This is a genomic window from Burkholderia sp. BCC0097 (assembly GCF_902832985.1).
Lineage (GTDB): Bacteria > Pseudomonadota > Gammaproteobacteria > Burkholderiales > Burkholderiaceae > Burkholderia > Burkholderia orbicola.
In genome coordinates this window covers 38754-53699 of sequence record NZ_CADFDM010000002.1, presented here as the reverse complement: position 1 = coordinate 53699, position 14946 = coordinate 38754, and the positions used below count along the sequence as shown (strand labels likewise).

General features: G+C 64.6%; 14 protein-coding genes. 10 read left to right on the top strand and 4 right to left on the bottom strand.

Annotated features, from left to right (window positions below):
• From HWX07_RS05465 to HWX07_RS05445, 5 genes are all read left to right on the top strand, one after another.
• The gene (locus HWX07_RS05465) at positions 1–978 is read left to right on the top strand and encodes an HlyD family secretion protein (RefSeq protein WP_175875519.1); all 978 of its coding nucleotides are present in this window, start codon (positions 1–3) and stop codon (positions 976–978) included.
• On the top strand, positions 975–2471 hold the full coding sequence (locus tag HWX07_RS05460; protein WP_175875518.1) for an efflux transporter outer membrane subunit: 1497 nt from the start codon (positions 975–977) through the stop codon (positions 2469–2471). Before HWX07_RS05465 ends, HWX07_RS05460 begins: the two co-directional genes overlap by 4 nt.
• Before the next feature lie 174 nt (positions 2472–2645).
• A complete protein-coding gene (locus HWX07_RS05455) occupies positions 2646–3071 on the top strand; it encodes a TOBE domain-containing protein (protein WP_175875517.1) in 426 nt (141 codons plus the stop codon).
• A 75-nt stretch (positions 3072–3146) separates the two neighbouring features.
• The gene (locus tag HWX07_RS05450) at positions 3147–3734 is read left to right on the top strand and encodes a nitrogen fixation protein NifQ (protein ID WP_175875516.1); all 588 of its coding nucleotides are present in this window, start codon (positions 3147–3149) and stop codon (positions 3732–3734) included.
• 73 nt (positions 3735–3807) lie between these two features.
• The gene (locus HWX07_RS05445; RefSeq protein WP_175876135.1) at positions 3808–4062 is read left to right on the top strand and encodes a hypothetical protein; all 255 of its coding nucleotides are present in this window, start codon (positions 3808–3810) and stop codon (positions 4060–4062) included.
• 23 nt (positions 4063–4085) lie between these two features.
• Here the strand turns inward: HWX07_RS05445 and HWX07_RS05440 are convergent, their stop codons facing one another.
• Both HWX07_RS05440 and HWX07_RS05435 read right to left on the bottom strand, forming a co-directional pair.
• Complete coding sequence (locus tag HWX07_RS05440; protein WP_175875515.1) at positions 4086–5147, bottom strand: DMT family transporter; 1062 nt, start codon at positions 5145–5147, stop codon at positions 4086–4088.
• Positions 5148–5632: 485 nt separating this feature from the next.
• On the bottom strand, positions 5633–6304 hold the full coding sequence (locus tag HWX07_RS05435) for a ProQ/FinO family protein (protein ID WP_175875514.1): 672 nt from the start codon (positions 6302–6304) through the stop codon (positions 5633–5635).
• A gap of 661 nt (positions 6305–6965) precedes the next feature.
• Here HWX07_RS05435 and HWX07_RS05430 point away from each other — a divergent pair.
• Positions 6966–7550, top strand: a complete 585-nt coding sequence (locus HWX07_RS05430) for a DUF2889 domain-containing protein (RefSeq protein ID WP_175875513.1) — start codon at positions 6966–6968, stop codon at positions 7548–7550.
• Positions 7551–7667: 117 nt separating this feature from the next.
• On the opposite strand, the gene HWX07_RS05425 is transcribed toward HWX07_RS05430, so the two are convergent.
• Together HWX07_RS05425 and HWX07_RS05420 are read right to left on the bottom strand one after the other, a co-directional pair.
• On the bottom strand, positions 7668–8159 hold the full coding sequence (locus tag HWX07_RS05425) for an NAD(P)H-dependent oxidoreductase (protein WP_175875512.1): 492 nt from the start codon (positions 8157–8159) through the stop codon (positions 7668–7670).
• A gap of 203 nt (positions 8160–8362) precedes the next feature.
• Positions 8363–9016: a TetR/AcrR family transcriptional regulator gene (locus tag HWX07_RS05420; RefSeq protein WP_175875511.1), complete on the bottom strand. Its 654-nt coding sequence runs from the start codon at positions 9014–9016 to the stop codon at positions 8363–8365.
• A gap of 83 nt (positions 9017–9099) precedes the next feature.
• Here HWX07_RS05420 and HWX07_RS05415 point away from each other — a divergent pair, with 83 nt between their 5' ends.
• The 4 genes from HWX07_RS05415 (at position 9100) to HWX07_RS05400 (ending at position 14907) form a co-directional block, all read left to right on the top strand.
• Positions 9100–10224 carry an MBL fold metallo-hydrolase gene (locus tag HWX07_RS05415; protein WP_175875510.1) on the top strand — a complete coding sequence of 375 codons (1125 nt, stop codon included), beginning with the start codon at positions 9100–9102 and terminating at the stop codon, positions 10222–10224.
• 127 nt (positions 10225–10351) lie between these two features.
• The gene (locus HWX07_RS05410) at positions 10352–11368 is read left to right on the top strand and encodes an AraC family transcriptional regulator (protein ID WP_175875509.1); all 1017 of its coding nucleotides are present in this window, start codon (positions 10352–10354) and stop codon (positions 11366–11368) included.
• Positions 11369–13187: 1819 nt separating this feature from the next.
• The gene (locus HWX07_RS05405; protein WP_006497839.1) at positions 13188–13883 is read left to right on the top strand and encodes a ParA family protein; all 696 of its coding nucleotides are present in this window, start codon (positions 13188–13190) and stop codon (positions 13881–13883) included.
• Positions 13876–14907, top strand: a complete 1032-nt coding sequence (locus HWX07_RS05400) for a ParB/RepB/Spo0J family partition protein (RefSeq protein WP_175875508.1) — start codon at positions 13876–13878, stop codon at positions 14905–14907. The genes HWX07_RS05405 and HWX07_RS05400 overlap by 8 nt, the downstream gene beginning before the upstream one ends.
• The last annotated feature ends 39 nt before the right edge of the window (positions 14908–14946 follow it).

Below are 14946 nucleotides of genomic sequence, written 5' to 3'. Positions count from 1 at the left end.
GTGAAAAAAACCTGGCTCTCGGCAGGGCAAGTCCTGCTCACCCTGATCGTCGTCATTGTGGCCGGCCTCGTGCTGTGGCGCATCATCAACTACTACATGTTCTCGCCGTGGACGCGCGACGGGCACGTGCGCGCCGACGTGATCCAGGTCGCGCCGGACGTCTCGGGCCTCATCACGTCGGTGCAGGTGGCCGACAACCAGGAGGTCAAGCGCGGCCAGGTGCTGTTCGTGATCGACCAGGCACGCTACGCGCTCGCAGAGCGGCTCGCCGAAGCGACGCTCGCGCAGCGCCGCGCGACGCTGGCGCAGGCGAAGCGCGAATACGCGCGCAACCTGCAGCTCGGCAACCTGGTCGCGAGCGAACAGGTCGAGGAAAGCCGTACGCGCGTCGAGCAGGGCGAAGCCAGCGTCGCCGATGCGCAGGTGTCGCTCGACACCGCGAAACTGAACCTGCAGCGCACGACGATCGTCAGTCCCGTGGACGGGTACCTGAACGACCGCGCGCCGCGCGTCGGCGAATACGTGCCGGCCGGCCGCGCGGTGCTGTCGGTGGTCGACCGCAACTCGTTCCGCGTCGACGGCTACTTCGAGGAAACCAAGCTGCGCGGCATCCATATCGGGCAGCCGGTCGACATCATCGTGATGGGCGAGCCGCATGCGCTGCGCGGCCACGTGCAGAGCATCGTCGCCGCGATCGAGGACCGCGACCGCACGCAGGGCGCGAACCTGCTGCCGAACGTGAACCCGGCGTTCAGCTGGGTGCGGCTCGCGCAGCGCGTGCCGGTGCGCGTCGTGCTCGACGAGGTGCCCGACGATTTCCGGATGATCGCGGGCCGTACCGCGACCGTGTCGATGCGTGGCGCCGACGCGCGCCGCGACGACGACGCGAGGCCGGCTCGCGCCAGCACCGCATCGGTGGCCGCGCCGGTTCCGGCTGCGTCCGGTACGGCCGCGAGCGCCACGGGAGCATCGCAATGAAGCGGCACGGTCTGCGCATCGCGGCAACGCTCGCCCCGCTTGCACTCGCACTCGGTGCGTGCAAGTCGGTCGGCCCCGACTACACGCTGCCACAGCACGCGTACGTCAATGCGCCGCTCGCGAATCATGCGCTCGACGACGCGAACGGCGCGCTGGTGTCGCGCGACGCGGTGCCCGGCAACTGGTGGCAGCTGTACGACGACCCGGTACTCGACGGGCTCGTGCGCGATGCGCTGAAGTCGAACACCGACCTGCGCGTCGCCGCGGCGAACCTCGCGCGCTCGCGCGCGGCGCTGGTCGTCGCGAACGAACAGGGCGGCTTCTCGGGCAAAGCGGACGCGGGCGTGCAGCGCGCGCAGGAATCGGCCGAGCAATACCTGCTCGAAAACAAGCTGCCGGTCGTCAACGAAGGCGCGGTCGGCATCAACGTGTCGTACGAGCTCGACCTGTTCGGCAAGCTGCGGCGCGGCGTCGAAGCCGCGCGCGCGGACAGCGAGGCAGTCAAGGCGGCCGGCGACCTGGCGCGCATCACGGTCGTGGCCGACGTCGTGCGCGCGTACGTCGAAGCGTGCTCGGCCGGCGACGAACTGGCGATCGCGAAGCAGTCGCTCGCCCTGCAGCAACAACGCGTGAAACTGTCGCAACGGCTACGCGATGCGGGGCGCGGCAACCAGACCGACGTGACGCGCGGCGTGACGCAGGTGCGCACGCTCTCCGCCGACATTCCGCGCTTCGAAGGCCGCCGCAAGATCGCGCAGTACCAGCTCGCCGCGTTGCTCGCACGCGCGCCGGCCGACCTGCCGAAAGCCGCCGCCGAATGCGAACGCCTGCCGAAGCTGCGTCAGCCGATTCCGATCGGCGACGGCGCCGCGCTGCTGCGCCGCCGCCCCGACGTGCGCGAAGCCGAGCGGCAGCTCGCCGCCGCGACCGCGCGGATCGGCGTGGCGACCGCCGCGCTGTACCCGTCGGTCAGCATCGGTGCGTCGGCCGGTTCGGTCGGCGTCGCCGCCGACCTGTTCTCGTCCACCACGAATCGCTGGTCGTTCGGACCGCTGATCAGCTGGACGTTCCCCGTCAACGGCCAGCGTGCGCGCGTGCGCGAAGCCGAAGCCGCGACAGGTGGCGCGCTCGCGCACTTCGACGGCGTCGTGCTGAATGCGCTGCGCGAAACGCAGTCGAGCCTCGCGACCTACGCGGCCGACGTGCAGCGCACGGACGCACTGCGCACCGCGTACGAGTCGGCCCGCAATTCCGCCGACGAAACCCATCGTCTCTATGCGGCCGGCCGCGAATCGTTCATTTCCGATCTCGACGCGACGCGCACGTTGACGAGCGTGCGGGCGCAGGTCGCGGCGGCCGAAGGTCAGGTCGCGGCCGACCAGGTGCGGCTCTTTCTCGCACTCGGCGGCGGATGGGACGGCGACGGTGCGGCAGCCGCCGCGGACGCCGGCTCTGTGGCCACGGCGCCCACGGCCGGCCAGTCGACGCCGTAGCGCCGTCGCGGTCGGGATATGACGCATGCGTGACGACACGCCCTGTGGCGGCGCGTTTTACCGATTCGCGCCATCGCATTCGCAGGGCCTGCGTTGACGGTACACTGGCCGATGCATTTCCATTCATCTGCTACCGCGGCCGGCCCGGCCGCGGCATCCACCCGGAGAGTCATCATGCGAACCAGCGCCCGCAACCAATTCGTCGGCCAGATCGGCGCCGTCAAACCCGGTGCCGTCAACGACGAAATCACGCTGCGCACGCAGGACGGCCTCGAGATCGTCGCGGTGATCACCCACGGCAGCGCGGCATCGCTGGGCCTCGCGGCCGGCACGAAGGCGTTCGCGCTCGTCAAGGCATCGTCGGTCATCGTGATGGTCGACGTCGACAGCAGCAAGGTGTCGGCCCGCAACTGCGTCGCGGGCACCGTCGCGTCGATCGCGAAGGGCGCGGTCAATTCGGAAGTGGTGGTCAAGGCCGCGGGCGGCGCGGAAATCGTCGCGATCGTCACCAACGACAGCGTCGATCGTCTCGGCCTCGCGAGCGGCACCGCCGCATCCGCGATCTTCAAGGCATCGAGCGTGATCGTCGGCGTCGAGTGATCGCATGACGATCGCGACGGCGATTCGTTGTGCCCCTCGCATGCGTGCGGTCCGGTTCTCGTCCGGAGGCTGACGATGACCGCTTCGGCCGATCGCACGTACGAACAGGCGTTGCAGTTACTGCAATCCGCGGCGGCCAACACCGACGTGCCCGATGCGCAGTTGTTCGGCACACTCGTTACGGCACGCGCCGGGCGCAACGAACTCTCGCTGCTGGGCTTGCCTCCCGGCCAGTTCGCCGGCCTGCTGGCCCGACAGTTTCCGCATCTGCGATCGGTCGATACCGTTGCACTCACGTCGGCGGTCGCACCGCTACCCTTGCCGGCCACCCACTCGGCATTCGTCGCGACACTGCATGCGCGGCTGATGGACGATGCAAATCCCGCCGTCGCCCGTGACGATGCCGACTGCCTCGCCGCGATCATCGCGCATGCGTGCCTGCGCCCCGATCATCTGTGGCGCGACCTCGGGCTCGACGGACGCGACGCGGTGTCCGCGATGCTCGCGCGCTTTTTCCCCGCGCTCGCCGCGCGCAACATCGCTCATCTGCGCTGGAAGAAATTCCTCGCGCACGAAGTGGCCGCATCGCTCGGCGTGCCGCCCGGGCCCGCACCCGGATGTCCAGGCTGCGAGGATTTCGGCTTCTGCTTTCCTCGCGCGTGACAGGTGTCGCGGCAACGGCCGGTCCGATAGCCGTTTCATCGCATCGTCGGCCGGAAAAACCGCGTTGACCGGCATGGCGAGCGCGAACCTGCCGTTACGCGACTTCGACGCCACATTCGGCTTCCACGAAAAACCGTGGATCACCTCCATCCGGCGCAACAACGGTTGGATGATCCGGTACGCGTTGCGCGCCTCCCACCCGATCGGCAACGCGCGGCTTGCGGCACGCAAATGCCGGCGAATGCTGCGGCAACATGCCGGCAACCGACATTGCCGAACCGATGACCGGCTTTTCGCGCTTCCCATAAACGGTCACCTTGCGACGTAAGGCACTCGTCGCTCACGACACCGTCAATGCCGATGTCGATGATGAATGTCGGGAAAATGCGCGTGACTGTGCGTGATCGGCAGATGCACGTGCGGATGCGTGTGCGGTTCGTCGCCGTCATACGGAAAGTCGTGCGCGTGCTGGTGATGGTCGTCGTGCCGATGCCGATGCGTATGCTCGAGTCGCTCGTGCGCATGCGTGTGTTCGTGCCGTTCGCGCACGTGCAGCCAGAGGCCAAACGCCATCAGCGCGGCCGCGATCCAGAACGTCGCGGGCGGCAGCGCGGGCCAGATCAGCAGCGACAGCACGACCCCGAATAGCGGGGCGACGGAAAAATATGCGCCGGTGCGCGCGCTGCCGAGATGACGCAGCGCGACCACGAACAACACGAGGCTGATCCCGTAGCCGCCGAGCCCCGTCAGCATCGCCGCGGCCGTGACCGGTAACGCAGGTAGCGTCGCGCCGGCCGCCAGCGCGATGCCGATGTTCACCGGCCCCGCGATCAGCCCTTTCATGCATGCGATCACCATCGCGTCGTTCGCGGCCACCTTGCGGGTCAGGTTGTTGTCGATCGCCCAGCACAGGCACGCACCGACGATCAGCAGCGCGCCGACCGGCACGCCGGCCCGGCCCGGCGTCCACGACAACAACGTGCCGCCAGCGACGATCGCCACCATGCCGAGGAACACCTGCGTATCCACGTTCTCGCGAAACACGACCCACGCGATCACCGCCGTCAACACGCCTTCGAGATTGAGCAGCAACGCGCTCGTCGCCGCCGGCGTACTCGACAGCCCGAGCATCAGCAAAGCGGGGCCGGCCACGCCGCCCGCCGCGATCGCACCGGCCAGCCACGGCAGATCGGCACGCTGCAACGGCGCGGCGTCCGCGGCCGATGCGCGACGGCTGTGCCAACCGCGCAGCAGAATCCCGATGCCGAGCCCGACGCCGCTGCCGCAATAGAAGAGGCCGGCAACCATGAACGGCGACATTGCACCGATCAGCGCCTTGGCAAGCGGTGTCGCGGCGCCGAACAGCGCGGCGGCGGCGAGCGCGACGAAAATCGCGGAGTGTCTCGAGTTCATTGTCCGGGGCGAATCAAGGTTGATGAAACGGGGCGTGGCTTTGGGTCGAGGCGGCCTTGCCTAATCTTTCGAAAGGCTGGCTGTATCGTGCCCGGCTTGCCTGCGGCCGGACGCTCCCGTCGTGATTATCGCGCGCCGTTTTGTCGGGTGGGCTGGCGGGATCGCGCGCACATCGATCGACGATTTCCACATTATCATTTCGGAAGACGAATTATATGGTCGACACGTTTTCATGATCAGTCATGCATATTATTGATGTTCGATCAGCACGGTCGAAACATCATGTGCACCGAGGCCGATCGACGAATGTGGGTCGTCCGGTCGCGTTGTGTGTTCGACGAGGGAGGGGATGTACCAGCAGGTTCAGCGCCGGTGGAGGCAGTCCCGACCTGCCTCTGTCGAGGCAAGTCGGTCTGGGGTGTCATGCACCGCACGCGACTTGCATGCGGCTATACGCTGCTCGATGGACGGCAGCGCGGTGCGGATTACTCGTTGCCGGCCGCTTGCTGCTCGACCTGCGGCGCGGCGTCGGTCTGCACCGGCGCTTCCGCTTCGGGCTGCGCCGGTTGTGGCGCGGCAGCGGCCTCGGCCTGTTGCTCGGTTTTCGGCTGCTGCGGCGCGCCCTTGGCCGATTGTGCCGCGCCCTTGCCCGGGCGGCGAGCCTTCAGGCGGCGTGCACGCGCCGCATCGTCGTGCGTCACGCGCCCGGCTTCGTTGCCCTGCAAGTCGACGCGCACCGCGTCCTCGACGAGGCAAGACCAGTAGCGATTGCCACGGCACCACGTCGACATCGCTTCGCGCAGTTCGGCTTCGTTGAGGCCGACGGCCTGCGCTTCGCGTGCGAGATCGTCCCAGATGCCGACCTTGAGCGGCACTTTGGGGGCCGGATTCTTCGGGAACGCGCGCGGAAACTTCCGCTGCAGTTTGCCGATCGCGACGATGACCGGATCGACCGGCGCCGCCGGCTTCGCCGAAGCAGGCTTCGCCCGATGCTGCGTCTTCGCGCCAGCACCCAGCTTGGCGCCGCGGGACGGCTGGTCGCCGGACTTCGGCTTCGCGCCGGCGTCCGTCGGCGCTGCCGGCCGCTTTGCGTTGCGCTCCTGCTTGGCCTTCGCTGCGAGCTGCGCCCGCAATTCGGCAAGTTGTTCAAAACCCATAAATTCAATCCACCAGGAATATAAGGTGTGGTTCGTGCGGCCATGCCGCGCGGCACAAAAGCTTCGCCGCCATGCGTGCGGCGGGCCTGCCGCCGATGCGGAACACTACGGGGCCGCATCGCGCACGCCACTCTGTTTTCAGGCACCCGGCCTCGATGCCGGACAAGGCAGGAGTGGAAGTATACCGGTACGCGCGACAGCCGGTTGACTCACCGGTCTGCATTTGCCCGATCCGGGGTGCCGGAAATGCGTCCGCGCGGTCGTGTTGCGCATTATATGGATACGTTTCCGGATGTCACGCCATTCGCGGCCGCTACTGGAAAATTGCGCCGGGCCGGGCCAACGCGCAAGGCGCAAGGCGCAAGGCACGATCTTTCGCTCGACGGACGTCCAACGGCGTCGTGTCACAACCGCGACGGGTCGCGTAGCCGCCGACCTCGCACGCCCCGCCCGCCCGACACCCGTTTGCGCCGGCCGCGATACGCGGCTCGTTGCGTGCGCATCGATCGCGTCGCGAACGAAGATCTCGGAAAGTGCGTAGTATGGCCGAATCGACTTCGTTGGCAGCATGTCCCCGCCTGCTTTTCTCCGCGCGCCCGATCGGCCGGACGCGATCCCGTTGCCTGCGAAAAGACCTGGTTACACGAGATGGAGCGCCAGCATGGTTTCCCAAGACGACACCCCTCATGACGGCCTCACGCGCGAGGAGATTCACCACCGGCAGATCGACATGCGCGGCTATCGGCGCAGCGACGGCCTGTTCGAAGTGACGGCCTGCCTCGCGGACCGCAAGACCAGCGATTTCACGCCGCCCGGCGGCGCGCGAACGGTCGCGGCACTGACACCGCTCCACGATCTCGGCGTGACGCTGGTCTTCGACGTCGACATGGTCGTTCGCGCCGTCTCCACGTTCATGCGTTCGCATCCGTATGCGCAGTGTCCGGGCGGCGGCGACTCGCTGCAGGCGCTCGTCGGATTGAACATCGGCGCCGGCTGGAACAGCGAGGTTCGCAAGCGCCTGCCATCCTGCGATACGTGCACGCACTTGAAGGAACTGCTCGGCCCGATCGCGACGACGGCCTATCAGACGATGGTCGGCATGCGGCGATCGTCGCTCGATTACCGCGACAGCGAAGGGAAGCCGCTCAAGATCGACAGTTGCTACGCCTACGGTGCATCGCGCGATCTCGTGAAACGTCTTTGGCCCGAGTACCACCAGCCTTCGGCACCGACGAAGGGCAGTTGAAGTTCCGACGCTCGGCGGTTCGGCGCTGTTTGCGGAAATTTGCGAAACCGGCAGTGCGCGAACGGCTGCGGGCCGTGCCGGTGTCGATCCGGCAGATCGGTGCCGCCGCACTCGTGATCAGAACACGCCCAGTGCGAGCCCCGCAGCAAGGCCCGCACCGAGTTCGGCGCAGCGGGCAAGCGCATCGCTGTCGATCGTCTTCGTCGCGAGAATGCGCTCCGGCGTCTGCGCATGCGTGCAGACGATCAGGCCGGGCGCAACGCTCTTCAGCCGCCACCCGGTCGCAATCCGGTCGATCTGGCGCAACGCGTTCTGCCCGTCGCTTCCCGCGCAGATCATTGCCGCATACGGGCGGCCGTTCACGCGATCGAGCGCCGCGTAGTAGCAGCGATCGAAGAAATCCTTCATCAGCCCGGACATCGCCGCAAGGTTCTCCGGCGTCGCGAACAGGTATGCGTCGGCGGCCAGCACATCGTCTGCGCTCGTCGCGTCCACACGCTGCAACCTGACGTCGACGCCAGGCTGCTCGCGAGCCGCACCGGCAGCTGCTTCGGCCATCTGTCGCGTGCCTCCGGTCATCGTGTGATAGACGATCAACAGCGTCTTCATGGGTCGTTGCTCGCGTTCGGCTTCGGGTGCGCCGGCAGTATCGTTGAGCCCAGGTCAAATGACCGGCCGGCACGGATGGGCGTCATTTGGCGTTCGTTTTTCCCCGGATCGACCGGTTTGCCTGCTCGTCGACAGCGCGCGCATCGCCATGGTTTCGATCTGCCCGGGGAGCCGGATGCTTCCGGATGTGTCCAGGACCGCGTTCAGTCTTGCCGGCGATGCCGTGCAACGCCGTCGTCGGGTCGCGCGTAGTACGCAAGGAACATATCGGCAGCCGATTCCGCGACTTTCTGCTGCTCCTGCGCCGTCAGCGGCGGCTGGCCCATCGTGATCTGCGGCCAGAAGGCGAATGCCTTCACCGCGCCATGCAACTGATGCGCGGCGAACACCGGATCGGTGACCGCCAGGCGGCCGGCCGCCGCGGCCGCACGCACCCAGACCGTGACATCTTCCTCGCGCTCGCCGAGACGTTCGACCATGTCGCGCGCCCGTTCCGGCGAATGGATTGCCGCGCCGATCGCGACACGCGCCAGTGCGAGAAAGGCCTCGTCGTTCATCAACCGCAATTTGCGGTCGAGCAACGCGAGCAGTTGCTCGCGCAGCGGCACGTCGGCGCGATAGGTCGGCGAACTGCCGGTGCGAGTCGCATCCCACAACTTGTTCAGGATCGCGGCGAACAGCGTCTCCTTACCGGGGAAGTGGTTATAGACGGTGCGCTTCGACACGTCCGCGCGCGCAGCGATACGATCCATGCTCGTCGCATCGTAGCCCGCGGCGAGAAATTCCTCGATCGCCGCATCGACGATGGCCGCGCGCTTTCGGTCGGTCAGGCGCTGAGGGGGAGTGCTGGTATCCATACAGAAATTTTACACCGGGCAGTTTACTTATCCCAAAAATAAACTACACTGTTTAGTGTACTTTATTCTCCGGACGAACCGACATGGCATCGCCTCTCGTTTTGATTCACCGCATTCTGGGTTTCGCGGCCGCCCGACGCGGCCGGACGCTCTCCGGCAGTTCGCCGCAGCACAATGGCGAGCGCTTTGCCAATGTCGCGCCGCGCCCCGCCGAAGGATTGGGCAAGACGCTGGGAATCGCCTGGAACATGCTGGTCAACAAGCCGCGTCATACCGTGCCCGCCGGCGCGTTGCCCGTCGATTCGCTGACCCGCGCGGAACTCGACGCGGCACCCGATCGCAGCCTGTATCGGCTCGGCCATTCGACGCTGTTACTGAAGCTGCGTGGCGAATTCTGGCTGACGGACCCGGTGTTCGCGGAGCGCGCGTCGCCGTTTCGGCGTATCGGCCCCAAGCGCTTTCATGCGCCACCGATCGCGCTGGAGGATCTTCCGCCGCTGCGCGGCGTGATCCTGTCGCATGATCATTATGATCACCTCGACCGCGACACGGTACTCGCGCTGGCCGCCACCACCGACGTGTTCGTGACGACGCTGGGCGTCGGGGATCGGCTGATCGAATGGGGTATCGACGCGAACAAGGTCCGCCAGCTCGACTGGTGGCAAAGCATGGACGTAGCCGGGCTGACGCTGACGGCAACGCCTGCCCAGCACTTCTCCGGGCGCAGCCTGTTCGACGGCAACAGCACGCTGTGGGCGTCGTGGGTGATCGTCGACGATGACTTGCGCGTGTTCTTCAGCGGCGATACGGGTTATTTCGACGGCTTCCGGGAGATCGGCGAGCGCCTCGGGCCGTTCGACGTCACGCTGATCGAAACGGGCGCCTATGATGCGCAATGGCCGTACGTTCACATGCAGCCGGAAGAAACCGTGCAGGCGCATATCGATTTGCGCGGGCGCTGGTTGGTCCCGATCCACAACGGTACGTTCGACCTCGCGATGCATCGCTGGCAGGAGCCGTTCGAGCGGGTCACTGCGCTGGCGCTCGTGCGCGGCATCGAGCTGTCGACGCCCAGAATGGGCGAACATCTCGCTCTCGACGCGCCGCATCGCGGCGAGCGCTGGTGGCGCACGGTCGACGAGCGCGCGGCAACGCCGGCGGCGAAATCGCGACGTTGGCAGCTTTGCGCATCGCAGGCGACGAAGTAGTCCCAATCCGCCAGTCGCCGCACGTGCCTTCCGGGAAGGTGGCCGTGCCGCGGTTCCGAGCGGTGTTCTCGTTGCCCCCAGCACGTCGGCGGCCGCCTGTCGACCCGATTACCCGAGTAGAGAAGCCATGCATCCGACAGCCGTCCGATACATATCCGGCCAACGAAATGATGACGTCGCCATCGCGGCATTCGACCCGGCAGGCCGTCGTTCGACCGGCCGCAACCGCGAGAACGAGCTGCGACAGATGCTCGCAGCGCGCGTCGCGAGATGGACCGAAGGAGTCGATCATCTCGACACGGCCATTCCCAACCTGAGCTTTCATCGAAGGGAAGCGCCGACACAGCCGATGGAATGCATGGTCGAGCCGAGCTTCGGCCTCGTCGTTCAAGGCGCGAAGCGGGTCATGCAGAGCGGCGACGCCTACATCTACGACACAGACCGCTTTCTAATCACGTCACTCGACCTGCCCGGTTCGACGCAGATCATCGAGGCCAGCCCCGACAAACCGTTTCTCGGGCTCGGCCTCAAGCTCGATTTTCGCGTCATGGCCGAATTGATGATGCAAGTCGCGCCGGATCACGACGATGCGCCAGCCGGCCGCGGGCTCGTCGTCGGCGACATGACCGAATCGCTGTACGACGCGCTGAACCGGTTGCTCGCGCTGCTGGATGACCCGAATGCGATTGCCGTTCTCGCACCGTATGTTGAGCGGGAAATTTACTATCGACTGCTGACGAGCGATCAGGGCGCCCGCCTGCGTCAGATCGCGTCCGCCGGCAGTCAGTGCAACCGCGTGTCACGCGCGATCCAGTGGTTGCGCGCTCACTATGACGAGTCGTTGCGTGTCGATGATCTCGCGGCGCAGGTTCAGATGAGCAGTTCGACCTTCCATCACCACTTCCGTCAACTCACCGGCATGAGTCCTCTGCAGTACCAGAAATGGATACGGCTCAACGAGGCACGTCGGCTGATGCTGGCGGAGCGGCTCGACGCCGCATCGGCAGCATTCAGGGTCGGGTATGCGAGCCCGACCCAGTTCAACCGGGAATATAGCCGGCTGTTCGGCAACTCTCCGCGACGGGATATCGATAGCCTAAGGGGTGGCGGGGATGTCGCCCTGTCGATCGTCGCGAGTTATTGACGGCGGCACGGTGGGCGGGGATGTGTCAGCTATTACGGGTGAACGGCGCGGGACTGGCGCCTCGCATGCGGGGTCGAGCAGGCTCAGACGGAAAGGAAGCGCCAAACGCCGATATGTTTTCAACTCGGATGAATTGCTCGGCGTCTCCCTTGCTGCTTCTTGCCAAACATCGCCGACGTGTATCGTGCGGCGGGGGCCATACTTTCACCTCTCATTCGGCTACAGGCGAACCGCTCCCGACTGACGATTTCGGCGGAGCGGAGCTTCCCCTTTCCAAAGGCTAGGTCGTACCGGCCGCACTCCCGGATTCCCTCCATAGATCCCGAGTGTCAATTTCTCCTCGCGATACTTCGCGACTCCGTTAATGGGGAGGCCGACGCATGCGTTGTCACGTGACAACTGGCGCTAAATATCAGGGTACCCAGCACTCAATGGAACGGCCCGCGCGCCCCAGTGATGCACTGATCCTCAGCACTTCGGCACCGCCGGCGGCCGCTCATCGAAAAACGTATCATGAATTACACAACACGTATCAATTACAACAAATCGCGCCTCAGCCATACCCGCCCTCGTTGCCCACACCCCAAAAAACCATACGCCCCCATTTCTGGGCGGCATCCGGCTCATTTTGCGTGAAACAACATGAAGAACATGCCGCAAACCATTGCCGCGCAAGGATTTCCGGCGAGTATCGATTTTTGGGAAATGTTTCACGACCCGACCCGTTTGAGTCGCTACATGTCGCACACCTATGCATTCGGCACCAAAAGTGGGCCACATTGCGGGGATCTCGCGCATAACCTCCCTCCAGCGCGAGTACGTGATACTCGCCACGAAACCAGTCCCCTGCCCTATTGGCCTATGCAAAAGGCAATATGGATTTTCGCGCCCCGTTAAATGGGGTCATATCGATGCTTCCCTCATATCTCGTTAGAACATATGCGGGTAATCTCTCGGCGCGTTGGGTCAGCGCCCTGAGCGTATGTGGACGATAAAGGGATCCACGGGACTCGCCGAGCATGTCTGTACCGCGCCACTCCCGACGCTCCTTGCAACGCCTCCCGGCGACACCCCATTTCTATACAGCGTCCAGTCGCTCGAACTGCTAGGCACCCATTCCTGTTGTCACGTGACAACGCCTCTTGATAACCTACCGACGAGCCAGCTGGACCGGAAGCTATCGGCGATGCCTTCCTTTCTAAGCAGTATGTCCGCTACGCCACGAGCATGGGCATGGGCATGGGCATGGGCATGGGCAAAGAGGACTACTTCTTGGCGATCGCAAAGCTGCTCCTGGGACGTGTGCTTGGCTCTGTTTGTCACGTGACAACTCACGACCTTGCCAGCTAGACGTACGTCGTGGTTATGCGGCGTGCATCGGCAATTCAAGTGAAGCGACTCTCCGTGGCGCAAGCCTCAATCACCTTGAAAACTTTCGCTCGACGTGGCCGCCCTCGATGCGATCAATCTCCGGCAGCTTGTCACGTGACAACCGCCCCCCTTCGATACCTCGCAACATCAACGACTCGGATTCGTATCGAATTTTCTATTGGAAGCGCGGCGAGACATCAATTCTCCGTATGACGGTTTCATTGTTGATCTCAACCATGGTTGGTGTTTTCCGTATTTTCCGTTCGTTCGCGTAACCGAGCTCCACGATTTTGTCCTTTTTAGCCAATGCAAGAATGACGCTTTGGCCATTCGGCATATTTGTCACGTAACAACCACAAGGATCAAACGATATCCACGGCCTCGAACACTTTTCTGGACATTTTGATAATAATTGCATATATTATGCAAAACTCCTTGGAGGGATTTAATGGCTTTCAAGATCGCCGTCAGCAATCAAAAAGGTGGGACTGGAAAGACGACCATCTCCGTCAACATCGCGGCTGCGTTCGAAGCCGGCGGCAATAAAGTCGCGTTGATCGATGCCGACCCTCAGGGCACTTCCGTCCGTTGGGTCACGAGCGGCGAGAACACGCTGCCGATGACGGTCCTTTCGCTGGCTCCCGCCGGCCGCGGCATCGGGGGCGAGATCAAGAAGCAGGACGCGAACTTTGATGTGATCGTGGTCGACTGCCCCGGCAACCTCGAAGATCCACGTATCGCATCCGTCCTGGAAGTGGCGGACTTCTGCCTGGTGCCGCTTTCGCCATCGCCGGCCGATCTGTACAGCACGGTCGCGATGATCCGCATGATCGAGTCGATGCGCGCCGTTCGAAATCCTCAACTTTCTTCCGCATTAATGCTGAATAGCGTTAATGGAAAAACTAAAATGCGTGAAGAAATTTTAAAAATTCTACGGGCTGAAGAAATAGGGGAGCATCTGCTCGACAGCCAGATCGCGCAACGCGAGGTCTATCGTCAGACGTTCGCGCTCGGCACCACGATCCATCACCACAATCGATATCTGAAGGGCCTGAAGGAAGCCCGCGCGGAAATCGAAAAGCTGGTCACGGAAATGGCCCAATACATCGCGTCGACGCGCGCTACCGGAGCCGCCCATGGCTAAGGACACCTCGAAAGACAAGAAACCGACCGGCAATCTGCATCTCGCAGCCGGCCTGTTGCGCGGACTCGCGCAGGAAAATGCGGCGCTCGAAACGCGGCTGCCCGAGCCGGTGGCCGCACCGGCTGCCGTCGTCGAAGCGGCGCCTGCCAATGGCCAAGCCGCAACCGCGCCCGCCGGTACGCCCGAGCTCGGCGCGCCGCAGAAGGTGCTGGTCAAGGACTGCATCCCGAACCCGTTCAACCCGCGCGTGTTCTACTCGGAATCGAGCCTGCACGAGCTCGCGCTGACGTTGAAACGGGAAGGGCAGATCGAGCCGATCAAGGTCACGCGGCTTCCCGAGTTCCCGGGCAAGCTCGTCGTGATCGACGGGCAACGCCGGCTGCGCGCGACGAGCATCAACGGCGACGAGACGATCAATGCGACGTTCCGCACGGATCACACGCCCGAGCAGCTCTATACGATCGCGTATCGGGCGAACCACGACCACGAACGCCAGACGATCTTCGACGATGCGATCGCGTGGAAACGTCTCCTGGACGAGAAGGTCTTTTCCGACCAGAACACGCTGGCGGAGAAAATCGGCAAGGACAAGGCCTCGATCAGCAAGACGCTGTCGCTCAACGCGCTGCCGAATACGCTGCTGGAGCGGATGGCCAGTGCGAACGACGTGGTCGGTCTGCAGGCTGCGTACTTCCTGAAGCTGATCTTCGAACGCCTCGGCGAGACGACGGCCGATCGGCTGCTGACGGCCGTGATCGACCGAAAAAAATCCGTCCGCGATCTCGAGAATTTCCTGCGTGCGCAGAGCGACGGCGCCAGGAAGGCCGGGCGTACGCGCTACAGCGTTCGTCATGACTTCGCGCTCGAATCGCGCGCGATCGGCCAGTTGAAGACGTATCCGGACGGGCGTCTGGACCTGCAGCTCAAGGGCGTCGACGCATCCCACCAGGAAGCGCTTGCCGACAAGCTCAAGACGGTCATCGACGCGTACGTCGCAGAGCTGGCCACGGCCCCGTCGAAGTAACGCGCTATCGGCAAAAGGCCTCGCCTTCGCGCTGCGCCA

Coding starts and splice junctions, on each gene's coding strand:
- HWX07_RS05460 (WP_175875518.1), top strand. CDS start 975: ATGAAGCGGCACGGTCTGCGCATCGCGGCAACGCTCGCCCCGCTTGCA.
- HWX07_RS05455 (WP_175875517.1), top strand. CDS start 2,646: ATGCGAACCAGCGCCCGCAACCAATTCGTCGGCCAGATCGGCGCCGTC.
- HWX07_RS05450 (WP_175875516.1), top strand. CDS start 3,147: ATGACCGCTTCGGCCGATCGCACGTACGAACAGGCGTTGCAGTTACTG.
- HWX07_RS05445 (WP_175876135.1), top strand. CDS start 3,808: ATGGCGAGCGCGAACCTGCCGTTACGCGACTTCGACGCCACATTCGGC.
- HWX07_RS05440 (WP_175875515.1), bottom strand. CDS start 5,147: ATGAACTCGAGACACTCCGCGATTTTCGTCGCGCTCGCCGCCGCCGCG.
- HWX07_RS05435 (WP_175875514.1), bottom strand. CDS start 6,304: ATGGGTTTTGAACAACTTGCCGAATTGCGGGCGCAGCTCGCAGCGAAG.
- HWX07_RS05430 (WP_175875513.1), top strand. CDS start 6,966: ATGGTTTCCCAAGACGACACCCCTCATGACGGCCTCACGCGCGAGGAG.
- HWX07_RS05425 (WP_175875512.1), bottom strand. CDS start 8,159: ATGAAGACGCTGTTGATCGTCTATCACACGATGACCGGAGGCACGCGA.
- HWX07_RS05420 (WP_175875511.1), bottom strand. CDS start 9,016: ATGGATACCAGCACTCCCCCTCAGCGCCTGACCGACCGAAAGCGCGCG.
- HWX07_RS05415 (WP_175875510.1), top strand. CDS start 9,100: ATGGCATCGCCTCTCGTTTTGATTCACCGCATTCTGGGTTTCGCGGCC.
- HWX07_RS05410 (WP_175875509.1), top strand. CDS start 10,352: ATGCATCCGACAGCCGTCCGATACATATCCGGCCAACGAAATGATGAC.
- HWX07_RS05405 (WP_006497839.1), top strand. CDS start 13,188: ATGGCTTTCAAGATCGCCGTCAGCAATCAAAAAGGTGGGACTGGAAAG.
- HWX07_RS05400 (WP_175875508.1), top strand. CDS start 13,876: ATGGCTAAGGACACCTCGAAAGACAAGAAACCGACCGGCAATCTGCAT.